This window comes from Pusillimonas sp. SM2304 (assembly GCF_031628915.1).
Taxonomy (GTDB): Bacteria; Pseudomonadota; Gammaproteobacteria; order Burkholderiales; family Burkholderiaceae_B; genus Pusillimonas_C.
In genome coordinates this window covers 477,816-500,663 of the sequence record NZ_JAVLUJ010000003.1, presented here as the reverse complement: position 1 = coordinate 500,663, position 22,848 = coordinate 477,816, and the positions used below count along the sequence as shown (strand labels likewise).

The 22,848-nt window shown below is 62.1% G+C and carries 17 protein-coding genes; 3 read left to right on the top strand and 14 right to left on the bottom strand.

Annotated features, from left to right (window positions below):
- Positions 1-93: 93 nt before the first annotated feature.
- On the top strand, positions 94-564 hold the full coding sequence (locus RE432_RS17185) for a DUF1178 family protein (RefSeq protein WP_310935211.1): 471 nt from the start codon (positions 94-96) through the stop codon (positions 562-564).
- A 64-nt stretch (positions 565-628) separates the two neighbouring features.
- On the opposite strand, the gene efp is transcribed toward RE432_RS17185, so the two are convergent.
- The 13 genes from efp to prpB form a co-directional block, all read right to left on the bottom strand.
- Entirely contained in the window at positions 629-1,186 is a 558-nt protein-coding gene (gene efp, locus RE432_RS17180) for an elongation factor P (protein WP_310934758.1), read from the bottom strand.
- A 148-nt stretch (positions 1,187-1,334) separates the two neighbouring features.
- On the bottom strand, positions 1,335-2,447 hold the full coding sequence (gene earP / locus RE432_RS17175; RefSeq protein WP_310934757.1) for an elongation factor P maturation arginine rhamnosyltransferase EarP: 1,113 nt from the start codon (positions 2,445-2,447) through the stop codon (positions 1,335-1,337).
- The gene (locus RE432_RS17170; protein ID WP_310934756.1) at positions 2,448-3,650 is read right to left on the bottom strand and encodes a DUF2863 family protein; all 1,203 of its coding nucleotides are present in this window, start codon (positions 3,648-3,650) and stop codon (positions 2,448-2,450) included. It lies immediately after the preceding gene.
- A gap of 57 nt (positions 3,651-3,707) precedes the next feature.
- Positions 3,708-6,410 carry an aconitate hydratase AcnA gene (gene acnA / locus RE432_RS17165; RefSeq protein WP_310934755.1) on the bottom strand — a complete coding sequence of 901 codons (2,703 nt, stop codon included), beginning with the start codon at positions 6,408-6,410 and terminating at the stop codon, positions 3,708-3,710.
- A gap of 136 nt (positions 6,411-6,546) precedes the next feature.
- Positions 6,547-9,138: a bifunctional aconitate hydratase 2/2-methylisocitrate dehydratase gene (acnB, locus tag RE432_RS17160; RefSeq protein ID WP_310934754.1), complete on the bottom strand. Its 2,592-nt coding sequence runs from the start codon at positions 9,136-9,138 to the stop codon at positions 6,547-6,549.
- Between the two features lie 174 nt (positions 9,139-9,312).
- Complete coding sequence (locus RE432_RS17155) at positions 9,313-9,588, bottom strand: GNAT family N-acetyltransferase (RefSeq protein ID WP_310934753.1); 276 nt, start codon at positions 9,586-9,588, stop codon at positions 9,313-9,315.
- An 82-nt stretch (positions 9,589-9,670) separates the two neighbouring features.
- The gene (locus RE432_RS17150) at positions 9,671-10,066 is read right to left on the bottom strand and encodes a hypothetical protein (RefSeq protein WP_310934752.1); all 396 of its coding nucleotides are present in this window, start codon (positions 10,064-10,066) and stop codon (positions 9,671-9,673) included.
- Positions 10,067-10,234: 168 nt separating this feature from the next.
- Positions 10,235-11,677, bottom strand: coding sequence for a bifunctional 2-methylcitrate dehydratase/aconitate hydratase (locus tag RE432_RS17145; RefSeq protein WP_310934751.1), 1,443 nt, complete (start codon positions 11,675-11,677; stop codon positions 10,235-10,237).
- Between the two features lie 578 nt (positions 11,678-12,255).
- Positions 12,256-12,651 carry a hypothetical protein gene (locus tag RE432_RS17140; protein WP_310934749.1) on the bottom strand — a complete coding sequence of 132 codons (396 nt, stop codon included), beginning with the start codon at positions 12,649-12,651 and terminating at the stop codon, positions 12,256-12,258.
- Positions 12,652-12,812: 161 nt separating this feature from the next.
- On the bottom strand, positions 12,813-14,003 hold the full coding sequence (gene prpF / locus RE432_RS17135) for a 2-methylaconitate cis-trans isomerase PrpF (protein ID WP_310934748.1): 1,191 nt from the start codon (positions 14,001-14,003) through the stop codon (positions 12,813-12,815).
- 26 nt (positions 14,004-14,029) lie between these two features.
- Positions 14,030-16,624: a Fe/S-dependent 2-methylisocitrate dehydratase AcnD gene (acnD, locus tag RE432_RS17130; protein ID WP_310934746.1), complete on the bottom strand. Its 2,595-nt coding sequence runs from the start codon at positions 16,622-16,624 to the stop codon at positions 14,030-14,032.
- A 6-nt stretch (positions 16,625-16,630) separates the two neighbouring features.
- Complete coding sequence (prpC, locus tag RE432_RS17125) at positions 16,631-17,788, bottom strand: 2-methylcitrate synthase (protein WP_310934744.1); 1,158 nt, start codon at positions 17,786-17,788, stop codon at positions 16,631-16,633.
- A gap of 19 nt (positions 17,789-17,807) precedes the next feature.
- Positions 17,808-18,713, bottom strand: coding sequence for a methylisocitrate lyase (gene prpB, locus RE432_RS17120; protein ID WP_310934743.1), 906 nt, complete (start codon positions 18,711-18,713; stop codon positions 17,808-17,810).
- A 246-nt stretch (positions 18,714-18,959) separates the two neighbouring features.
- Between prpB and prpR the strand changes: the two genes are divergently transcribed.
- A complete protein-coding gene (prpR, locus tag RE432_RS17115; RefSeq protein ID WP_310934741.1) occupies positions 18,960-20,903 on the top strand; it encodes a propionate catabolism operon regulatory protein PrpR in 1,944 nt (647 codons plus the stop codon).
- A gap of 61 nt (positions 20,904-20,964) precedes the next feature.
- Here the strand turns inward: prpR and RE432_RS17110 are convergent, their stop codons facing one another.
- Positions 20,965-21,966, bottom strand: coding sequence for a tripartite tricarboxylate transporter substrate binding protein (locus RE432_RS17110; RefSeq protein WP_310934740.1), 1,002 nt, complete (start codon positions 21,964-21,966; stop codon positions 20,965-20,967).
- Between the two features lie 179 nt (positions 21,967-22,145).
- Here RE432_RS17110 and RE432_RS17105 point away from each other — a divergent pair, with 179 nt between their 5' ends.
- A complete protein-coding gene (locus RE432_RS17105) occupies positions 22,146-22,844 on the top strand; it encodes a GntR family transcriptional regulator (protein ID WP_310934739.1) in 699 nt (232 codons plus the stop codon).
- Positions 22,845-22,848: the final 4 nt, after the last annotated feature.

The following is a 22,848-nucleotide window of genomic DNA, read 5'->3' as shown; positions in this document are numbered from 1 at the left end:
CCGCCTATAATGACCATCAAGGTCTCAGCGCGGCCATCTACGTCCCGGCGCGTTGCGACTTGAATTTGGGCCAGGCGCCCGCATATGGAAGTTATGGCATTAAAAGTCTTCGATCTTCAGTGCGAGCAGAATCACGTCTTTGAGGGCTGGTTCGGTTCGGCTGACAACTACGAATCCCAGCAGGCCCGCGGCCTGTTGAGCTGCCCTGTGTGCAATAGTCATCAAGTCAGCAAGAAGCTGTCGGCGCCCCGGCTGAATGTCAGCCACATCAAGGCGCAGGAACAGGCCCAGGCGGCCCAGCCCAGCGCGGCCACGGCTGCGTCCGATGCGGGGCGGGTTGCCCAGATGCAAGCTGAAGCCCTGCGGCACATCCGGCAGATGATACGCAATACTGAAAACGTGGGCGTGCGTTTCGCCGACGAAGCGCGCCGCATGCACGAGGGCGAAGCCGAGGAACGCGCCATACGCGGAACGGCCACCCCGCAAGAGCGCGAGGAACTCATCCGTGACGGCATAGGCGTCATGCCCATCCCCGACTTCCTGGATGACGAGCGCTTGCAATAATCGCAAGGCGATTACCCTGCATAAAACATGCCGGGCATAAAAAAAGCGGCTTGGGCCGCTTTTTTTACATTACCCGGCTGCGGTATTCGCCCGTGCGGGTGTCGATTTCGATTTTATCGCCGATGTTGCAGAACAGGGGAACGGCGACTTCCATGCCCGTGTTGGTCTTGGCGGGCTTGAGCACTTTGCCCGAGGTATCGCCCTTGACGGCGGGTTCGGTGTAGACGATTTCGCGCACAACAATGGTGGGCAGCGATACCGAGATGGCGCGGCCGTCGTAGAACACGACTTCCACGGTCATGCCTTCTTCCAGGTAGTTCAGCGCATCGCCCATGCTTTCGGCTTCGACTTCGTACTGGTTGTACTCTTCGTCCATGAACACATACATGGGGTCGGCATAGTACGAGTAGGTGCATTCCCTGTTTTCAAGCACGACGACTTCGAATTTTTCGTCGGCCTTGTAAACCGATTCGCTGCCCGAGGCGGTCAGCAGGTTCTTGAATTTGAGCTTGACGACGGCCGAGTTGCGGCCCGATTTGTTGTATTCAGCTTTCTGGACGACGAGGGGGTCGCTGCCGACCATCACGACGTTGCCAACGCGCAGTTCTTGTGCGGTTTTCATAGATTTAAAAACTCCGGGGGGGTCAAGTGCTCCGCCAGATGCGACTAGCCGGGCCGGAGCATGTCTTACTAAACCAAGTATTTTAACCGTTTCGCCGCCAAAGCGCTTTTGAAACCATGGCCAGGGCGGTCTTTCATCCTGATCTGAATCAGGATTTCTGCAGTTCCAGGCAAAAACGGGTCAGCGCGCTGGCCAGATCCTGCTGTTGCGACAACTGCCGGCTCCAGCTTGCGCAAGCCGTGCGCCAGGGCGCCCAGGCGGCGGGGGGCAGCGCCTGCTTCAGCAGCGTGCGGCACTGATCCCGCTCGCCGCGATTCCATGCGGTCATCAGCGCGCTGATGGACGGCGGGAAGGGGGACAAGGCCAGCCAGGCGTCAAGCTTGGCCATGTGGGCGTCATCGTCCTGCGGGTAGATATGCCACAGCAGCGGCTTGCCGGCCCACAATGCGCGCACCAGCGAGTCCTCGCCCCGCACGCAGTTCAGGTCGCTGCTCCAGAGCAGCCGGTCGAAATCGGCTTGATCGACGAATGGCATGTCGTGAACGTAAACGGGGCCATGCTGCCCTCGGCTCAGGCCGGGGCAGACACCGGCGGGCGCCAGAATGACCGCGGGCTCCACCTGGGCGGCCAGGGCGTCGATCAGGCTGTCCGCCGGCGCATCCGGGTAGCTGAACAAAAGAACCTGTCTTGCGCCTTCCCCGAGGGATGCGATATGGGCGTCGGGCACACCGATCTTGCGCAGCAAGCGCGTCCGGCATAAGGGGTCGGCCAGCCAGGCATCGCGGCGGGACAGCAGGCCGGGCTCGCGCAGCAGCCCGCCGGTATCCGGGGTGAACCCCGGAAAGAAGAATGCCTTGCGCAGTCCGTTCGCCTGTTTGGACGGCATGGCATGGCAGGATGCCACCCAGCGCTCGGCGCTGAGATATTCAAGGTTGATCCACACGCTGTCGCGTTGGCGCATGCGGGCGATAAAGGGCGGGGGCGGATTGCAGGCAAACGCCTCGATGACCACGGCATGCGGCGCCAGGTCGGGGGCCGGCGCAGTCCAGTGCACGATATCGACACCGTCCAGCAAGGCGCCCGGAATCACGCCGCCGAGCCGGGGTTCAATGCGGGCAAAACTGTTCAGGTCATCGACCCATAGGCGAACGGCGTATTGCTCGGGCATGCCCGCCAACTGTCTGGCCAGCCGCCAGCACACGCCGATATCGCCGAAGTTGTCGACGACCCGGCAGAAAATATCGAAGGAAAGCCTGCTCATTCAGTGGAAATGCAGGGGGGTGAGATCTGTTTCTTCAGGCAGTTCGGGGTGCAGCATTTCACCGATGGGGTTCGGAAAGTAGGGCGCGCCGCAGTCGTCGCAGAATTCAGGCGGATAAATGCCCGGCAGGCGCCGGACATCGGACACGCCCATCTCCTTGAGCAGCGCGGCGATTTCATCCGGCACGTCGACGTGGCCCGCTTCCAGGCCGTCGGAGGCGGCTTCTTCCTTGCTCAGGACGGGCCAGATGCAGCCATAGATGACCTCATTGCCCTGGCGGGTGCTGAAGCCGATGCGGTATTCCTCGATGGCGGCGTCCCCGCAACCGGCGATGACGGCGCGCAGGTCGCCGCCCGACAGGCCGGCGGCGGTTTGCAGCCAGGTCACGGCCGCCTTGAGGGCCAGAGGGCGTATACGCCGGTCCGCCTCGCGGCTATTGACGTAATAGGCGTCGGGCTGAAGGAATTCGACATGGCAGCCGGTGAACTGGGAGGACAGGATGGCCGCCCCGCCTTCCGCCCAATCGCTGTGGCATTGCTGCCGGGAAACGAAGGTGTTTGCGTCTTGCTTGAGTTGCCAGCGGAACAGCGCCTGTCCTTTGGGCACCACCACCACGCCCACGACGAAGCGCGCATCGGCCAGCAAGCCCTCGGGATTGTCCTGCGCATGCAGGAAATGCTGCTCGGCCGAGATGCCCAGCGCCTGTTGCGCCAGGCCTTGGGTCCAGGCCCGCGTTTCCTGAAAGGTTTGCGGCATCTGGTCGAAATTGACCAGTTTGGGAATGAAGGCAAGCTGGGCGTCGGGCGCCGAGATGCAGGCCTGAACCTGCGCCGCCAGCGCGGCAAGCTGGTCGGGCGTGAGGTCGCCGCTGGGCAACTGATAACGGGTCCAGGCGACGATGGGCGCCGAGAACAGCAGGGCGTCGTATTCGGCGCCCGCATGGGCAAGGGTCGTGGATTCGGACAGCGTTTCAGCCTGTTCGACCAGTATCTCGTAAGCGTTGATATCGCTTGCCAGCAGATGATCCAGGGCCGTTTCGACCGTTTTGTTCTTCTTGGCCAGCAATAATTTATTCAGCTGGGCGCCCAGCAGGCCTTCCCAGTAGATATCCTCGAGTCGGCTGCCCGAGCGCGCCAGCGCTTCTGTCAGATTCAGAAGACGCTGGGCGTCGCGGGACAAACGGGACGGCGAAGTAGCAGACATATGACGCATACAAAGTAAAGCGGATAATCTGCCTAGTGTAACGCTTTAGCCCTGGGGTCAGGCCGCGAGCAATTCGCGCAGGACGTAAGGAAGTATGCCTCCGTGCAGATAGTAGTCGACTTCGGTTGCGGTATCGATGCGCAGCAGCATGCTGACCTGCTGGCTTGTGCCGTCCTGGCGGCGTATGGTCAGCGTGACGTCCTGCTGCGGTGCGATGCCGTGTTCGATACCGGTGATATCGAAGGTTTCCTGCCCGGTGATGCCCAGGCTCTGGATGCTGTCGCCATCCTTGAACTGCAAAGGCAGCACCCCCATGCCGACCAGATTGCTGCGGTGGATACGCTCGAAGCTTCGGGCCGCCACGGCCTTGACGCCCAGCAGTTGGGTGCCTTTGGCCGCCCAGTCGCGCGACGAGCCGGTGCCGTATTCTTCGCCCGCAAAGACGACGGTCGGCACGCCCGCCGCCACGTATTTCATGGCGGCATCGTAGATGGACAGGCGCTCGCCGGTCGGTTGATACAATGTTTCTCCGCCTTCGTAGCGGCTGCCGTCGGGCAGGGCCGGAATCATCAGGTTCTTGATGCGCACATTGGCGAAGGTGCCGCGCATCATGATTTCGTGGTTGCCGCGCCGCGATCCATAGCTGTTGAAATCCTGCTTCATGACGCCGTGCGCCTTGAGCCATTCGCCCGCCGGGGAGCTTTCCTTGATGGAGCCGGCCGGAGAGATGTGGTCGGTCGTGACCGAGTCGCCAAACAGGGCCAGGGCGCGGGCGCCCCGCACTGGCGGCATGGCGGCGGGCTGCATGCCGAAGCCGTCGAAGAAGGGCGGTTCGGCGATATAGGTGGATTCGGGCCAGTTGTAGGTATCGCCTTCGACCCCCAGGATATTGCTCCAGAGGTCGCCGGGGTTGGATTTGATTTCCGCGTAATTGCTGCGGAAAACGGCTGGGTCCATGGCTTGCGCCATCAGTGCCTGGACCTCGGCGTTGGTGGGCCAGATATCGCCCAGCCATACATCGCCGTGCTTGCCCCGGCCCACCGGTTCCGTCATCAGATCGCGCAGGACGGTGCCAGCCAGCGCATAGGCGACGACCAGGGGGGGCGAGGCCAGGAAGTTGGCCTTGATGTTCGGGTGGATGCGCGCCTCGAAGTTGCGGTTGCCCGACAGCACGGCTGAGCACACCAGGCCGTTCTGGGTGATGGCTTCGTTCAAGTCGGCAGCCAGGTCGCCCGCGTTGCCGATGCACGTGGTACAGCCGTAGGCGGCAATGTCGAAGCCCAGCTTTTCAAGGTAGGGCAGCAGGCCTGTCTTGGTCAGGTAGTTGGTGACCACGCGCGAGCCCGGGGCCAACGAGGTCTTGATATGCTTGGGCACCGTCATGCCGGCTTCCACGGCCTTCTTGGCCATCAGCCCTGCCGCCAGCAGCACGCTGGGGTTGGAGGTGTTGGTGCACGAGGTAATGGCCGCGATCAGGATGTCGCCGTTCTTGACTTGCGTGCCGGCGCTGGTGGTGAACACTTGATGCAGTCTTTCGGGCGGCTGGTTGAAGCCGCTGGCGGACTGTTCGGAATACAGGCGGGCAAAGGTGTTCTTGACGTCGCCCAGTTCGATGCGGTCTTGCGGGCGCTTGGGGCCGGCCAGCGAGGGCGTGACCGTGGACAGGTCCAGGGTGATGAGTTGGGTGTAGGCGATGTCTTTTGCCTTGGGCACCCCATACATGCCCTGCGCCTTGAAATACGCCTGAAAGGCCTCGATCTCTTCTTGCGTGCGGCCTGTTCCCTTGAAATATTCGATGGTGCGGTCGTCGACCGGGAAAAACCCCATGGTCGCGCCGTATTCAGGCGCCATGTTGCCGATGGTTGCGCGGTCGGTGACCGACAGGCTCGATGTGCCCGGGCCACAGAACTCCACGAACTTGCCCACGACCTTGTGCTTGCGCAGCAGCTCGGTAATGGTCAGGACCAGGTCGGTGGCGGTGACGCCGCCAAGCAGTTCGCCCTTGAGTTCGACGCCCACCACGTCGGGCGTCAAAATGTACACAGGCTGGCCCAGCATGCCAGCCTCGGCCTCGATGCCGCCCACGCCCCAGCCGACCACGCCGATGCCGTTGATCATGGTGGTGTGGCTGTCGGTGCCAACCAGCGTGTCGGGGTAATAGACATTGTCTTTGGCGTTGACATGCACGCCGCGGGCCAGGTGCTCCAGGTTGACCTGGTGCACAATGCCGAATCCCGGAGGCACGACACCGAAGGTATCGAAGGCCTGCATGCCCCACTTCATGAACTGGTAGCGCTCGCGGTTGCGCTTGAACTCCAGTTGCATGTTCAGATCCAGCGCTTCTTTGGTGCCGAAATAATCGATCATGACCGAGTGATCCACCACCAGGTCCACGGGCACCAGGGGTTCGATCCGCTTGGGGTCCTTGCCCATTTTCGCGGCGACCGAACGCATGGCGGCCACATCGGCCAGCAGCGGCACGCCGGTGAAATCCTGCAGCACGACCCGGGCCACGACGAAGGGAATTTCGGTGCTGCGCTTGGCGCGCGGCTTCCAGCCGGCCAGTTGCCTGACGTGCGTCTCGGTTATTTTCTTGCCGTCGCAATTACGCAGGACCGATTCCAGCACAATACGAATCGATACAGGCAGCCGATGGATGTCGATGCCCAGTGATTTTCCGAGCGCGGGCAGGGAATGGAACTGGGCTGTTTTCCGCCCGATCTTGAACTTTTGCAAGCTGTTGAACGTATTGTGCGCCATGAGAGCTCCGGGATGTAGTGGGGGGGGATTTGATGCCTGTTTATTTTAGGCCTCTTCGCGCCCGATTTGGGGTGAAAAAAAGCCCCTGATGCAGATAGGCATCAAGGGCTTCTTGCCGCCGGGGGCCGGTAAAGGCTTAGACGCTGACCGAGTCGGCGATTTCCTGGAAATCCTCGATCTGGTCGAAGTTCATGTAGCGGTAGATCTGGCCGCTGTTTTCGTTCAGGACGCCCATGTCGGCCATGTATTCCTCGCGGGTCGGAATCCGGCCCAGGCGCGAGCAGATGGCGGCCAGTTCAGCCGAGCCCAGGAACACATTCGAGTTCTTGCCAAGCCGGTTCGGGAAATTGCGCGTGCTGGTGGACATGACCGTGGCGCCTTCGCGTACCTGGGCCTGGTTGCCCATGCACAGCGAGCAGCCCGGCATTTCCATGCGGGCGCCTGCGCCGCCCAGGACGCCGTAGTGGCCTTCCTCGGTCAGTTGCTTCTGGTCCATCTTGGTCGGCGGCGCCACCCAAAGCTTGGTGGGAATGTCGCGCTTGCCTTCCAGCAGCTTGGATGCGGCGCGGAAGTGGCCGATATTGGTCATGCAGCTGCCGATGAAGACTTCGTCGATGACCGTGCCCGACACATCGGACAGCGTTTTCACATCGTCGGGATCGTTGGGGCATGCCACGATGGGCTCGTGCACGTCGGCCAGGTCGATTTCGATGACGGCGGCGTATTCGGCATCGTCATCGGGCTCGATCAGTTGCGGGTTCTCGAGCCAGGCCTGCATGGCCTTGATGCGGCGGCCCAGCGTACGCTCGTCTTCATAGCCATTGGCGATCATCCATTTCAGCAGCGTGATGTTGCTGTTGATGTATTCGATGATGGGCTCTTTGTTCAGGCGCACGGTGCAACCGGCGGCCGAGCGTTCTGCCGATGCGTCGGTCAGTTCGAAAGCCTGTTCGATCTTCAGGTCGGGCAGGCCTTCGATTTCCAGGATGCGGCCCGAGAAGATGTTCTTCTTGCCTTGCTTGGCGACGGTGAGCAAGCCTTGCTTGATCGCATACAGCGGAATGGCGTTGACCAGGTCGCGCAGGGTGACGCCGGGCTGCATCGTGCCCTTGAAGCGGACCAGCACGGATTCAGGCATGTCCAGCGGCATGACGCCGGTGGCGGCGGCAAACGCCACCAGGCCCGAGCCGGCGGGGAAGCTGATGCCGATGGGAAAGCGGGTGTGCGAGTCGCCGCCCGTGCCGACGGTGTCGGGCAAGAGCATGCGGTTCAGCCACGAGTGGATGATGCCGTCGCCGGGGCGCAGCGAGACGCCGCCGCGCGTGCTGATGAAGGCCGGCAATTCGTGGTGGGTCTTGACGTCGACGGGCTTGGGATAGGCGGCGGTATGGCAGAACGACTGCATGACCAGATCGGCCGAAAAGCCCAGGCAAGCCAGGTCTTTGAGTTCGTCGCGGGTCATGGGGCCGGTGGTGTCCTGGCTGCCGACCGAGGTCATCTTGGGCTCGCAGTAGGTGCCGGCGCGCACGCCCTGGCCTTCAGGCAGGCCGCAGGCGCGGCCGACCATTTTCTGGGCCAGCGAAAAACCCTTGCCGGAATCGACCGGGTTTTGCGGCAGGCGGAACAGGGTCGAGACGGGCAGGCCGAGCGCTTCGCGGGCCTTGGCGGTCAGGCCGCGGCCAATGATCAGCGGAATGCGGCCGCCGGCGCGGACTTCGTCAAACAGGACGTCGGACTTGACCTGGAACTCGGCAATGACTTCGCCGTTCTTCAAGGCCTTGCCTTCGTAGGGGCGCAGTTCGACGACATCGCCCATTTCCATGTTCGAGACATCGAGTTCGATAGGCAGTGCGCCAGCGTCTTCCATGGTGTTGTAGAAAATCGGCGCAATCTTGCTGCCCAGGCAAACGCCGCCGAAGCGCTTGTTGGGGACGAAGGGGATGTCTTCGCCGGTGAACCACAAGACCGAGTTGGTGGCCGATTTGCGCGAGGAACCCGTGCCGACCACATCGCCCACATAGGCGACCAGGTGGCCTTTTTCCTTCAGCGACTCGATGAACTTGACCGGGCCGCGCTTGCCGTCTTCTTCGGGCTGGAAAGCCGCGCCTTCGCGCCGGTTCTTGAGCATGGCCAGGGCATGCATTGGAATGTCGGGGCGGGTGGTGGCGTCGGGAGCGGGCGACAGATCGTCGGTATTGGTTTCGCCGGGCACCTTGAATACGGTGATGGTCAGGCTTTCCGGGACTTCGGGGCGGCTGGTGAACCACTCGGCGTCGGCCCAGCTTTGCAGAATGCCCTGGGCATGCTTGTTGCCCTTGTCGGCTTTTTCCTTGATGTCGTGGAAAGCATCGAACACCAGCAGGGTTTTCTTCAGGCCTTCGGCCGCCACGGGCGCCAGCTCGTCATTGTCGAGCAGATCAATCAGCGGGCTGATGTTGTAGCCGCCCAGCATGGTGCCCAGCAGTTCGGTGGCGTGCTTGCGATCGATCAGGGAACAGGTTTCCTTGCCCAGCGCGATGGCCGCCAGGTAAGAGGCCTTGACTTTGGCGGCGTCGTCGACGCCGGCGGGCACGCGATGCGTGATCAGTTCGACCAGAAAGGCTTCTTCGCCGGCCGGCGGCGATTTGAGCAGTTCGATGAGGTCAGCGGTTTGTTGCGCGGACAGCGCAAGGGGAGGTATGCCCAACGCGGCGCGTTCGGCAACGTGTTGGCGATAATTTTCCAGCATGGTGCATGCCCTTGATTCTAAGAGAGTTGGGAATGAGATAACCCCCTAATTGTAAGAGGAAGCCGGGCTGGAGGCAAATGTCTTATATCTTATATAAGACTTGAGGCGGCGCAGTGTCGCATTCAGGGGAAAGTCGGGCTGGAAACGGGAAAAATCCGGCGCTGCGGAAGGGGATCAGGCCAGCAATGCCTGATATTCCGGGTGTTTTTTGATGTAGGCCGCCACATAAGAGCATACCGGGCGGACCAGCCAACCCTGTTCCCGAGCCGTATCGAGCGCCGCCTTGGCTAGATCCGCCGCAATGCCGCGTCCGCCCACCGCCTCCGGCACGCCCGTATGCAGGATGGACATGACGCCGTTCTGGAGTTCGTAATCCAGCTCGCTGAGGATGCCGTCTTCCGTCCATTCGAAACGCTGGGCGGCTTGATGATGTTGTACAGCGCGGCTCATATCGTAAAAGCTCCATAAAGGGCCGGCCCCGGCGGGCAGGCCTTGGGTTGATCAGGAAGGGGGCCGTCGGTGGAACGCCCGCTCAAGTCATTGTAAGCAGGATCATTGTCCACAGGGTCAGCATGGCGACCAGGCCGACAAAGCAGCCGCCCCAGAACCCGACCAGCGGCCACTTGATATGAATGGAGACGTCAGCGGGCTGTACATGGGCCAGCCGCAGGTTGGCGTCGCCAATAATCCAGAATTTTGATTTGGGAAAGCACAAGCGCAGGAAGTAATCCAGCAAAATGGCCGCCTTGATGGTCAGCGGAAAACGTTCCCAGGGGAATTTGTCCAGATAGGGATGCCGCAAGGTCTGATTGGTGACGCGCAGGCGAAAAAGCAGCAATACGCCGCCCGAGATCAGCGAGGTCAGGGCGCAGGCAACCAGCAAGGTAAAGGCAAACGGCAGGACGTAAAAGGCGAAGTTTTCAAACATGTCGGAAAGTGGATGAGCGTGGCGGGCATGCCGGTCAGGGGGCTGATTCAGCTAAGCCATCAAACAGATGCCCCTTGCGCAAGCGCAGGGGCGCATAGGCAATTGTACCGATACTGTGATGGCGAGCCCGCGGCGGCCCGGCAAGGCGGGGAAACAAGCCGGGCCGGGCTAGATGACGTACAAATCAACATACTCGTGCACCGGCATGCGTTCCAGCGCTTCCTGGTCCAGGGACGCATCCAGAATGCGCTGCTGCTGCCTGGCCGGAAAGCGGCGCGCCAGATTGATGCGGACCTTGGCTTCCAGCAGCGGAATCCCTTCGTCGCGGCGGCGCTTGTGCCCAATGGGATACTCGCATACGACCTCATCCAGCACAGTGCCGTCATTCAATTCCACGGTCAGCGCATTGGCGATCGACCGCTGATCCGGGTCGTGATAGCGGGCGGTAAAGGCGGGGTCTTCAACGCACACGATCTTGCCCCGCAGGGCGTCGATCCGCGGGTCGGCGGCGATGCCGTCCTCGTAATCGGCCGCTGTCAGGCGGCCGAAGATCAAGGGCACCGCCACCATATACTGGATGCAGTGGTCGCGGTCGGCCGGGTTGTTCAGCGGCCCGGTCTTGTCGATGATGCGGATGCAGGCTTCATGCGTGCGGATGGTGACTTTCCGGATGTCGGCGCTGCTTTTGCCGGCCAGGGCCAGCTTCCGGTGCAGGTCCATGGCGCATTCCACGGCGGTTTGCGCGTGGAACTCGGCTGGATAGGAAATCTTGAACAGCACATTTTCCATGACATAGCTGCCGTAGGGGCGCTGGAAACGGAAGGGCTGTCCTTTGAACAGGACATCATAAAAGCCCCAGGTGGGGGCGGACAGGGCGGACGGATACCCCATTTCGCCGGTCCTGGCGATCAGGGCCAGGCGCACGGCCCGGCTGGTGGCGTCTCCGGCGGCCCAGCTTTTCCGGCTGCCGGCGTTGGGCGCATGGCGATAGGTGCGCAGGCTTTGGCCGTCGACCCAGGCCAGCGACACGGCGTTCAGGATTTCATCGCGGTTCAGGCCCAGCATGTGCGCGACCACGGCGGTCGACGCGACCTTGACCAGGACGACGTGGTCCAGGCCGACTTTGTTGAATGAGTTTTCAAGCGCGATGCAGCCCTGGATTTCGTGCGCCTTGATCATGGCGGTCAGGGCGTCGCGCATCGTCAGGGCTGGCTTGCCCACCGCCACGGCGCTGCGCGAAAGCCAGTCGGCCGTGGCCAGGATGGCGCCCAGGTTATCGGACGGATGGCCCCATTCCGCCGCCAGCCAGGTGTCGTTGAAGTCGAGCCAGCGGATCATGGCGCCGATGTTGAAGGCGGCCTGGACGGGGTCGAGCTGAAACTGGGTGCCGGGGACTTTGGCGCCGTTGGGGACGACGGTGCCGGGCACGACGGGCCCCATCAGTTTGGTGCAGGCGGGGTATTCCAGGGCCTCGAGGCCGCATCCCAGTGTGTCGATCAGGCAGTTCCGGGCGGTGTCGTAGGCAAGCGCGGAGGTGATTTCATACTGCTGGACGTAGTCGACGATGTCGACCATGGCTTGATCCCATTCGGGGCGTGTGGCTGACCGCATGGCGAGGGCTCCTGAAGTTGGCTCTGATTACTATACGCCCTTGATTTGATGTGGGGGGTAGAAACCGCGCTTTGGACGTTGATACGGGGGCGGGTTTGTCTTTGCTTGATGGATAGGGGGCTTGATTGGTGCTTTTGTTCTTGAGGGGTGCTGTTGTACTTAACGGATGCTTTGGTTCTTAAGAGATGCTTTGGTGAGATGCTTTGGTTCTTAAGAGGTGCTTCGGTTCTTAAGAGACGCTGGGCCTGGCGCTGGATGCCGCGAGAGAATCGCACGATCCCGGCGTTGCCGGGATTGCCCGTCCTTGTTGGCGCTGCCGGGGCGGCTGCAAAACTCGCAACGTTGGCAGCCCACTGGGCTGCCAACACCCGTGTTGCTCGAACAATTGCAGCCTTGCCTCCCCGGCAACGCCAACAAGGACGGCGTGCTCAATCCTCGCTCTATCCAGCGTCAGGCCCAGCGTCTTTAGAGCGGGGAAACGCATTTGGCCGTCTTGCTTTGCTGAGCAGGCTTATGTCATGGTTGTGTTCATGTTCATGTTCATGTTGGTTGTGTTCATGTGCATGTTCGTGCCATGTTCATACCTGTGTTGACGTTCGGATCCAATCCCAATCTTCCAGCCCCAGCCTCAAGGCAATGCGGATGACAACACTTGTGCCCAGGCCCAAGCCTAGGCACAGACCGATATCCAACTTAAAGTCGATATCGATGTTTATGTCCTTGCGCTTGCCCTGGGGTGGTTGGGGGCAGGCCGGGCTGACTTTGAGCGCGCCGTGTTCCGGATGGCGGGCAGGGAGGCAAGTGCGCGCATGTTTGAGCCGAGTGCTTTGGACAATCCGGGGGATTGTCCATTCGGCGAGTTTGCGCACGCCCTGGCTGCCATCCGGAACACGGGAAATCCCGGCGCTAGCCGGGATCGCAGCGATGGAAGCCTGGCCGGCGCCCAACCACCCCAGGGCCTCAAGAACCAGCAAAAACCCGAATCCGAACCCGAATCCGAACCCGAATCCGAACCCGAATCAGAACCGGAAGGCCCAAACCAGACAAAGATCAAGCCAGCCAAAAATGGGATCAGCCAAAAAAATCGGCCTCATATCACAGAGGCCGATCATACAAAGACACCAGGCAGCGCCCGCTACATCACATCCCCGGGCACCCGTATCCATCCCTCCATCAGCACCCGTGCGCTGCGGCTCATGATCGCCTTCTTCACGACCCATTCGCCGCCCTCCTGGCTCGCTTCCGCGCCCACCCGCAACGTGCCTGAAGGATGGCCGAAGGTCACTGCCTGCCGTTCGCCGCCGCCTGCCGCCAGATTCACCAGCGTGCCCGGAATCGCGGCGGCCGTACCGATGGCCACCGCCGCCGTTCCCATCATCGCGTGATGCAGCTTGCCCATCGACAGCGCGCGCACGACCAGATCGATACCGGAGGCGTCCACCTGCTTGCCGCTCGACGCCGTATACCCCGCCGGCCCCGCGACGAAGGCCACTTTAGGCGTATGCTGGCGCCGGGCGGCCTCGTCCACCTGGGCAATCAGCCCCATGCGCACTGCGCCATGGGCACGTATGGTTTCGAACATGGACAGCGCCTTGGGATCGCCGTTAATGGCATCCTGCAGCTCGGTGCCGGTGTAGCCGATGTCCTGGGCGTTGATGAACACCGTCGGAATGCCGGCGTTGATCATCGTGGCTTTCAAGGTGCCGACGCCCGGCACCTCCAGGTCATCGACCAGATTGCCGGTGGGAAACATCGACCCGCCGGCGCCTTCTTCTTCCGCCGCGGGGTCCATGAATTCCAACTGGACCTCCGCCGCGGGGAAGGTCACGCCATCCAGCTCGAAGCCGCCGGTTTCCTGCACCGCGCCTTGTGTGATGGGCACATGCGCGACAATGGTCTTGCCAATATTGGCTTGCCAGATGCGGACCGTGGCCACCCCGTCCTGTGGAATACGGCCGGCGTCCACCAGCCCGTTGCTGACGGCAAAAGGCCCCACCGCGGCGGAAAGATTGCCGCAGTTCCCGCTCCAGTCGATAAATGGCGTGTCGATGGACACCTGGCCGAACAAATAGTCGACATCGTGATCGGGCCGTGTGCTTTTCGACAGGATGACCGTCTTGCTGGTGCTCGACGTGGCGCCGCCCATGCCGTCGGTGTGCTTGCCGTAGGGATCGGGGCTGCCGATCACGCGCAGCAGCAGCGCATCGCGGGCGGGGCCCGGTTTTTGCGCAGCTTCGGGCAGATCCTGCAACCGGAAGAAAACGCCTTTACTGGTGCCGCCGCGCATATACGTGGCCGGCACTTTGATCTGAGGTTGATAAGCCATGGGGCAGTCCTTATCCTTTGCTTTCCTTAACTGGCCGTTGCCGATTCAATGAAGTCCTGCGCAAAGCGCTGCAGCACGCCGCCCGCTTCGTAGATCGACACTTCTTCGGCCGTGTCCAGCCGACAGGTCATCGGCACTTCGACGCGTTCGCCGTTCTTGCGATGGATCACCAGCGTCAGGGTGGCCAGCGGCGTGGGTTCGCCGATGACATCATAGGTTTCGGTGCCATCGATGTTCAGCGTCTGGCGATTGATGCCCGGCTTGAACTCCAGCGGCAGCACGCCCATGCCGACCAGGTTGGTGCGGTGGATGCGCTCGAAGCCTTCGGCTGCAATGGCTTCCACGCCGGCCAGGCGCACGCCCTTGGCAGCCCAGTCGCGCGACGAACCCTGGCCGTAGTCGGCGCCCGCCACAATGATCAGCGGCTGCTTGCGCTCCATATAGGTTTCAATGGCTTCCCACATCCGGACCACCTTGCCGTCCGGTTCGATGCGGGCCAGCGAGCCTTGCTTGACTTGCCCATTCTCCTGCACCATTTCGTTCAGCAGCTTGGGGTTGGCAAAGGTGGCGCGCTGGGCCGTCAGGTGGTCGCCGCGGTGTGTGGCGTAGGAATTGAAGTCCTCTTCGGGCAGGCCCATTTTGGCCAGGTACTCGCCTGCCGCGCTGCTTGCCAGAATGGCGTTGGAGGGCGACAAGTGATCGGTGGTGATGTTGTCGCCCAGCACGGCCAGCGGACGCATGCCCTTCAGGCTGCGTTCGCCCGCCAGGGCGCCTTCCCAGTAGGGCGGACAACGAATGTACGTGCTTTGCGGGCGCCATTCGTACAGCGGGTTGAGCTGCTCGCCCTGAACCACGCTGGCGGCGAACATGGGTTCGTATACCGTGCGGAACTGCTCGGGCTTGACGCTGGCCGCGACAATGGCGTCGATCTCTTCATCGGTGGGCCAGATGTCTTTCAGGGTGACGGGCTTGCCGTCCTGATCGGTGCCCAGGGCGTCTTTCTCGATATCGAAGCGGATCGTGCCCGCAATGGCATAGGCAACCACCAGCGGCGGCGAAGCCAGGAAAGCCTGCTTGGCGTAGGGGTGGATGCGGCCATCGAAGTTGCGGTTGCCCGACAGGACGGCGGTGGCGTACAGGTCGCGATCGACCACCTCTTGCTGGATCTTGGGGTCCAGGGCGCCGCTCATGCCATTACAGGTGGTGCAGGCAAAGCCCACGATGCCGAAGCCCAGTTGCTCGAGTTCGGGCAGCAACTGCGCGTCTTCCAGATACAGCTGTACCGCCTTGGAGCCGGGCGCCAAGGAAGACTTGACCCAGGGCTTGCGGGTCAGGCCGCGCGCATTGGCGTTGCGCGCCAGCAGCCCCGCCGCAATCACGTTGCGGGGGTTGCTGGTATTGGTGCAACTGGTGATGGCGGCGATGATCACCGCGCCGTCCGGCATCAGGCCGGGTTCGTTTTCGACCACGCCCGAGATGCCGCGCCCCGCCAGTTCGGAAGTGGGGACGCGGCGGTGCGGGTTGGACGGGCCGGCAATGTTGCGCACCACCGACGACAGGTCGAACTTCAGCACGCGTTCGTATTCGGCCGTTGCCAGGCTGTCGGCCCAGAGCCCGGTATGCCGGGCATAGGTTTCCACCAGCTTGACCTGCTCGTCGTCGCGCCCGGTCAGCTTCAGGTAGTCGATGGTTTGCTGGTCGATGTAGAACATCGCCGCGGTGGCGCCGTATTCGGGCGTCATGTTCGAGATGGTGGCGCGGTCGCCCAGCGTCAGGCGCGCGGCGCCTTCGCCGTAGAACTCCAGGTACGAGGACACGACCTTCTGGCTGCGCAGGAATTCCGTCAAGGCCAGCACCAGGTCGGTGGCGGTGATGCCGGGCTGCAGCTTGCCGGTAAGTTCGACGCCGATGATGTCCGGCAGGCGCATCCACGACGCGCGGCCCAGCATGACGCTTTCCGCTTCCAGGCCGCCCACGCCGATGGCGATGACGCCCAGGGCGTCGACGTGCGGCGTGTGGCTGTCTGTGCCGACCAGGGTGTCGGGGTAGGCCACGCCGTCGCGGGCGTGGATGACCGGCGACATCCTTTCCAGGTTGATCTGGTGCATGATGCCGTTGCCCGGCGGAATCACATCGACGTTCTTGAAGGCCTTCTTGGTCCAGTTGATGAAGTGGAAACGGTCATCGTTGCGGCGGTCTTCGATGGCGCGGTTTTTCTCGAACGCGTCCTTGTCGAAGCCGCCATGCTCGACGGCCAGCGAATGGTCGACGATCAACTGGGTCGGCACGACCGGATTGACTTGCGAAGGGTCCCCGCCTTGCTTGGCAATGGCCTCGCGCAGGCCGGCCAGGTCGACCAGCGCGGTCTGGCCCAGAATGTCGTGGCAGACCACCCGGGCGGGAAACCACGGAAAGTCCAGGTCGCGCTTGCGCTCGATCAGTTGCCTGAGCGATGCGTCCAGGGTGCCTGGATCGCAGCGGCGCACCAGGTTTTCGGCCAGCACGCGCGAAGTATAAGGCAGGGTGTCGTAGGCGCCCGGCTGGATGGCGTCGACGGCGGCGCGCGCGTCGAAGAAGTCGAGCCGGGTGCCGGGCAGGGGTTTGCGGTGTTCAGTGTTCATGGCGGCTTAGCGCTTGTCCAGGGGAACGAATTTCTGGTCTTCGGGGCCGACGTAATTGGCCGTCGGGCGGATGATCTTGTTGTCGACGCGCTGCTCGATGATGTGCGCCGCCCAGCCCGCTGTGCGGGCGATCACGAACAAAGGCGTGAACATCGCGGTGGGCACGCCCATCATGTGATAGGACACGGCCGAGAACCAGTCCAGATTGGGGAACATTTTCTTGATGTCCCACATGACCGTTTCCAGGCGTTCGGCGATGTCGTACATCTTGGTGTTCTGTTCTTTCTCGGACAGCTTGCGGGCAACGTCTTTGATGACTTTGTTGCGCGGGTCGGAAACGGTGTATACCGGGTGGCCGAAGCCAATGATGACTTCTTTGTTTTCGACCCGGCGGCGAACGTCGGCCTCGGCTTCGTCGGGCGATTCGTAGCGTTTCTGGATTTCGAAAGCCACTTCGTTGGCGCCGCCGTGCTTGGGCCCGCGCAGCGCGCCGATGCCGCCGGCAATGGCCGAATACATGTCGGACCCGGTGCCCGCAATCACGCGGCTGGTAAAGGTAGAGGCGTTGAATTCGTGCTCGGCGTACAGGATGAGCGAGGTATGCATGGCGCGCACCCATTCATCGCTGGGTTTCTTGCCGTGCAGCAGGTGCAGGAAATGGCCGCCGATGCTGTCGTCGTCGGTTTGCACGTCGATATAGTGGCCGTTATGGCTGTAGTGGTACCAGTACAGCAGCGCGGAGCCCAGGTTGGCCATCAGGCGGTCGGCGATGTCGCGCGCGTCGGGCAGATTGTGATCGTCTTTTTCGGGCAGGATGCAGCCCAGCACCGAGACGGCGGTGCGCATCACGTCCATGGGGTGGCTGGCCGCGGGCAGGGCTTCCAGCGCGGCTTGCAACTGGGCCGGCAGGCCGCGCAGCTTGCGCAGCTTCTGTTTGTAGGCGGCCAGTTCGGCCTTGTTGGGCAGCTTGCCGTGGACCAGCAAGTGGGCGATTTCTTCGAATTCGCAGGCTTCGGCGATGTCCAGGATGTCGTAGCCGCGGTAGTGCAGGTCGTTGCCGCTGAGTCCGACGGTGCACAGGGCCGTGTTGCCGGCCACCACGCCCGACAGCGCGACGGATTTCTTGACTTTGGGTTTGTTTTCTTGTGCTTCGGTGTTAGCCATGTCTGAACTCCTGTAAAGATTATTTCGATTTGCCTTGCTGGAACAGCGCGTCAAGCCGGGATTCGTATTCGTGGTAGCCGATACGGTCGTAGAGCTCGTCGCGGGTTTGCATGAGATCGATCACGTTTTTCTGGTGGCCGTCGCGGCGTATGGCTTCGTAGACGGTTTCGGCAGCCTTGTTCATCGCCCGGAAGGCCGACAGCGGATACAGTACCATGCCGACACCGGCCGATTTCAGTTCCTCGACGGTAAACAACGGCGTCTTGCCGAACTCGGTGATGTTGGCCAGGACGGGCACGTTCAAGGCTTTGGAAAAGCGCTCGAAAGTGGCCAGGTCATAAGACGCTTCGGCAAAGATCGCGTCGGCGCCGGCTTCGACGCAGGCGGCGGCGCGGTCCAGCGCGGCGTCCACCCCTTCGACGGCAATGGCATCGGTACGGGCGATGATGAAGAAGTTGCTGTCGGTGCGTGCATCGACGGCAGCCTTGACGCGGTCGACCATTTCCTGGGCGGTGACGATTTCCTTGCCCGGGCGGTGGCCGCAACGCTTGGCGCCGACCTGGTCTTCAATGTGACAGGCCGCAGCGCCGAACTTGATCAGGCTTTTGATCGTGCGGGCAATGTTGAAGGCCGATGGGCCGAAGCCGGTATCGATGTCCACCATCAAGGGCAGATCGCATACGTCGGTGATCCGGCGAATGTCGGTCAGTACGTCGTCCAAGGTATTGATGCCCAGATCGGGCAGCCCCAGCGAGCCCGCGGCGACGCCGCCGCCCGACAGGTAGATGGCTTTGTAGCCTGCGCGCTTGGCAAGCAGGGCGTGGTTGGCATTGATGGCGCCAATGACTTGCAAAGGCTGTTCCTGCTGCAGTGCCTGACGGAACAGCGCACCGGCTGAAGCGGGTTGGGAGTTGGGTTGGGTCACGTCGGAACCTCTCTGGTAGTGGAGAACAATGGCCGCGCCATCGATGAGTGCCGGAACTAAAGCAATCGCCGTGCCAGTTTTTCAGCCCCTGCGCGTCACGGCAAACAGCGGGCTAAGTGATCGTAGCAAAAAGGAAATTCAGCTGCAGTACCGGATTGAAACACCGCCTTGTTGCGATTTTTGTTTCATTCATGAAATAATAGCGTTTCATTTATGTTTCAATAACTGAAACAAAGGGGTGGGAACATGGCGCTTTTTACTGCCTTGGGCGGCGCCCGCTTGCGTATTGCCGCAGTGGGGTTTCATGGACTGCGCGCCTTGCTCGAAGAGCTGGCGCCCAATTACGGCAAGGTGGCCGAGGTCGTCATCCTGGACAAGGCCTATGGGGATGCAGTCGAAAGCATCATGGCCTTGCGCCAGGCGGGCGGCGTGGATGTGGTGGTGTCGGCGGGCTCGAACGGCGGTTTTCTGCGCGAGCACCTTGACCTGCCGGTGGTGCTGGTCAAGCCCGGGGGCTTCGATGTCATGCGCGGCCTGGCGCGCGCTTCAGGCAAGTCGCGCCGGGTAGCCTTGGTGACCTACGGCGCCGTTCCGCCCGAACTCGCGCACTTCAACGAACGCTTTTCGCTGCAGGTCGAGTTGCGTGCCTACACGACCGAGGAAGAAGCCGAGGCCTGCGTGCAAGAATTGGCGGCGCTGGGCACCGAGGTCATTGTCGCGCCGGGCCTGGTCGTCGACCTGGCCCGCTCCTACGGCCTGGAAGGGCTCTTGCTGTATTCGCAAGGCGCCGTGCGCGAGGCCATGGAAGACGCCATCGAGGTGGCGCGCATTGCGCGGCAGGAAGCCGCAAGACGCGAAAAACTCAACACCATATTGGGGCAGTTGAAAGACGGTGTCGTGGCGGTCGACCTGGACGAACGCATCGAGACGGTCAACCCTGCGATGGAGGCCATTGCCGGCATACCGGCGGGGCAGATGATAGGGCAGCGCCTGGGCGCGGTGCAGGGCGAACTGAGCCTGGGCAACACCCTGCGCACGGGCGAGGCCGAAGTAGAGCGGGTCCAGCAGGTGAACGGCAAGACGGTGGTGGTCACGCGCATGCCCATCGTAGAGCAAGGCAGGCATACCGGGGCGGTGCTGATCTGCCAGGATCCCATCGCCATTCAGCGGGTGGATCGCAGCCTGCGCTCGCGTGGCCAGCCGACGGTGCGCAAGGCCAAGTACGGCCTGGCCAACCTGATTGGCCATAGCGAAGCGCTTGTGCAGGTCAGGCAGCGCGCCCAGACCTGCGCGCAAAGCAGCGCCACCGTGCTCATCGTCGGCGAGAGCGGAACCGGGAAGGAGCTGCTGGCCCAGGGCATACACAATGCCAGTCCCCGCCAGTCCCAGCCCTTTGTGGCGATCAACTGCGCGGCCTTTCCCGACACCCTGCTCGAGAGCGAGCTGTTCGGCTATGTGGATGGCGCGTTCACCGGCTCCAGCCGCGGCGGCAAAGTGGGCCTGTTCGAAGCGGCGCACACCGGCACGATCTTTCTTGACGAGATCGGTGAAATGCCCTTGTCGCTGCAGACCCGTCTATTGCGTGTGCTGCAGGAAAAAGAAGTCCTGCGCATCGGTGCGACCGAGCCCACCCCTGTCGATGTGCGCGTGATCGCGGCGACGCATCGGAATCTGGCGCAGCAGGTTCGGCAGGGCGAGTTTCGCCAGGACCTGTACTACAGGCTGAATATATTGCTGGTGCACTTGCCGGCCTTAAGGGACCGCGCGGGCGACCTGCCTTTGCTGGCTCGGCATCTTGCTGACAAGATTGCCGGCCGGCTCGGTAATCGGCAATTGGCCGACGACGCATTGATCCAGGCCATCGTGACGGCTGCCCAGGGTTATGCCTGGCCGGGCAACATCCGCGAGCTCGAGAATCTGATGGAGCGCACCATGGTGTTTCGCGGGCCGGCCCGCGAAGGCGGCCCGATCACGGCGGATGAGCTCAAGGACATCGCGCCGGAGCTTTTTGCCGGCCAGTCCTCCCAGCCGGCGCTGCGGCGTGGCCGCGAAGCCGCGGAACAGGCGCTTTTGCGGGATGTCCTGGCCGAGTGTGGGGGAAATCGCGATAGGGCAGCGGCTCGCCTGGGCATCAGCCGCACGACCCTGTGGCGGAAAATAAAAAGGCTGCCCCAGGGCAGCCTTGAGTAAAACGCAAGCGCATCGCTTTTGAAGCCTGCCCGCCACCGCGGGCCGGGCAGGCATGACGCTTTTACTGCTCGGGCTCGATGCCGGCTGTATCGATCACCTTCCGCCATTTTTCGATTTCGTCGCTCAACGACTGCCTGGCTTGTTCCGGGTCTTGATAGCCGGTCACCACGCCCTGGTTCAGCAGCGCATCTTGCACAGACTTGTCCGAGAGCGCTTTCTGGACCGCCTGGGTCAGAATACTCAGCTTGTCGTTGTCGAGTCCGGCCGGCGCCAGCACGCCGAACATGGAGCTGACTTCGAAGTCGTCCAGGCCGGCCTCTTTGGCGGTGGGCACGTCGGGCAGGGTGGGTGCGCGCTCGGCCGATGTCACCGCCAGCGCCCGCAGCTTGTCCGATTTGATGAAAGCCTGCGCGGCGGGCACGGTTTCGATCATGGCGTCCACTTGGCCGCCCACCACGTCCGTCATGGCGGGGCCGCTGCCACGGTAGGGCACCGAAGTCAGCTTGACCTTGCTGGTGATGCTGAACAGTTCTGCCGCCATGTGCTGGGGCGAGCCTATGCCTGCCGAAGCGATGCTGTAATGCTCGGGCTGCTGCGTGGCGAGTTCGATCAGCTCTGGCAGGCTGTTGGCCTTGACCGCTGGGTTGACCACGAACACCAGCGGCACCTTGCCGACGATGGACACCGGCTGGAAGTCCGTATTCAGGTTGTAGCTGACATTCTTTGCATACAGATTCTGATAAATGGAATGGCTGGTCAGCGCCCCCAGCAGCAGCGTATTGCCGTCCGGCTTGCTGCGCGCCACTTCAGAGGCGCCAATGCTGCCCGATGCGCCGCTGCGATTGTCCACCACCACCTGCACCTTCAATTCATCGGACAGCGCCTTGCCGATGATGCGGCCGATCACGTCTGTGGCGCCGCCGGGCGGGTAGGGCACGATGAGCTTGATGGGCTGGTTGGGATAGGACGATTGCGCCCCGGTGATCGGCGCCGCCATACAGGCGACGCCGGCCAAAACCGAGGCCAGTAGTGTTTTCCTTAGTGCTGCGTGGGTGTTGAACATGCTTGATAGTCCCCAGGGTGAATCAGTTCTTGCCGGATGCAAAACATTAATTGATAATATTATTAATAATATCTGGATCCACTTTAACGACGCGACCAGAAAAACGCAAGTTTTCCCATGCGCTGCTCTTAACAGCAGCCTTTCCAACCGGGCTTGCCCACCGAACGGCAGGAGTAACCATGAGCGCTGTTGCATTGGCCCATTCCGCTGTGGACGGCATCGTCCGGCAGCTTGAAGAAGACATCGTCCTGAACATACTGCACCCGAAACAGCGCTTGGTGGAAGATGAGCTGATGGCGCGGTTCGGGGTGCGGCGCCATGTGATCCGGTCTGCGCTTGCCGAATTGGTTCACCTGGGGCTGGTAGAGCACCGGAAGAACGTGGGCGCGCTGGTGCGTTCGTTTCACCTGTCAGAGGTCCAGGACCTGTACGGCATGCGCGAGCTGCTTGAAACCGAGGCGCTGTCCCGCATTGAACTGCCTGCGCGTCCGGAAGACATCGAGCGCCTCGAGGCGTTGCAGCAGGTGCACGACCAGGCGGTCATTGCCGAAGATCCCCGTGCCATCTTCAGGGCGAACGGCGATTTCCATGCCGCGTTTTTCGCGCTGTGCCCGAATCGCGTCATGGTGGACTCGATTGAATATTATTCAATCCAGACCAACGCCATCCGGTTCAGCTCCGCGCAGTCGCCCAAGGCGCAAAAGCGTTCGCGCCGCGACCACCGCGCCATGATCCAGGCGCTGAAAGAGGGCCGGCGCGGCGATCTGGTGCGTATCAGCCGCGAACACATCTTCCCCGCGCGTGACGAATACCTGGCACGCAATCAATATTATTTACAACACGATCATCGTCAATCTGATCAGAACAGAAAGGGTTAAAAAC

What these genes read in the sequence shown, in the direction of transcription:
- RE432_RS17155 (WP_310934753.1), bottom strand. Translation starts at nt 9,588, where the DNA reads ATGAGCCGCGCTGTACAACATCATCAAGCCGCCCAGCGTTTCGAATGG.
- acnA (WP_310934755.1), bottom strand. Translation starts at nt 6,410, where the DNA reads ATGGCGCACAATACGTTCAACAGCTTGCAAAAGTTCAAGATCGGGCGG.
- prpC (WP_310934744.1), bottom strand. Translation starts at nt 17,788, where the DNA reads ATGGCTAACACCGAAGCACAAGAAAACAAACCCAAAGTCAAGAAATCC.
- earP (WP_310934757.1), bottom strand. Translation starts at nt 2,447, where the DNA reads ATGAGCAGGCTTTCCTTCGATATTTTCTGCCGGGTCGTCGACAACTTC.
- efp (WP_310934758.1), bottom strand. Translation starts at nt 1,186, where the DNA reads ATGAAAACCGCACAAGAACTGCGCGTTGGCAACGTCGTGATGGTCGGC.
- RE432_RS17170 (WP_310934756.1), bottom strand. Translation starts at nt 3,650, where the DNA reads ATGTCTGCTACTTCGCCGTCCCGTTTGTCCCGCGACGCCCAGCGTCTT.
- RE432_RS17110 (WP_310934740.1), bottom strand. Translation starts at nt 21,966, where the DNA reads ATGTTCAACACCCACGCAGCACTAAGGAAAACACTACTGGCCTCGGTT.
- RE432_RS17145 (WP_310934751.1), bottom strand. Translation starts at nt 11,677, where the DNA reads ATGCGGTCAGCCACACGCCCCGAATGGGATCAAGCCATGGTCGACATC.
- RE432_RS17185 (WP_310935211.1), top strand. Translation starts at nt 94, where the DNA reads ATGGCATTAAAAGTCTTCGATCTTCAGTGCGAGCAGAATCACGTCTTT.
- prpR (WP_310934741.1), top strand. Translation starts at nt 18,960, where the DNA reads ATGGCGCTTTTTACTGCCTTGGGCGGCGCCCGCTTGCGTATTGCCGCA.
- prpF (WP_310934748.1), bottom strand. Translation starts at nt 14,003, where the DNA reads ATGGCTTATCAACCTCAGATCAAAGTGCCGGCCACGTATATGCGCGGC.
- acnB (WP_310934754.1), bottom strand. Translation starts at nt 9,138, where the DNA reads ATGCTGGAAAATTATCGCCAACACGTTGCCGAACGCGCCGCGTTGGGC.
- RE432_RS17150 (WP_310934752.1), bottom strand. Translation starts at nt 10,066, where the DNA reads ATGTTTGAAAACTTCGCCTTTTACGTCCTGCCGTTTGCCTTTACCTTG.
- RE432_RS17105 (WP_310934739.1), top strand. Translation starts at nt 22,146, where the DNA reads ATGAGCGCTGTTGCATTGGCCCATTCCGCTGTGGACGGCATCGTCCGG.
- acnD (WP_310934746.1), bottom strand. Translation starts at nt 16,624, where the DNA reads ATGAACACTGAACACCGCAAACCCCTGCCCGGCACCCGGCTCGACTTC.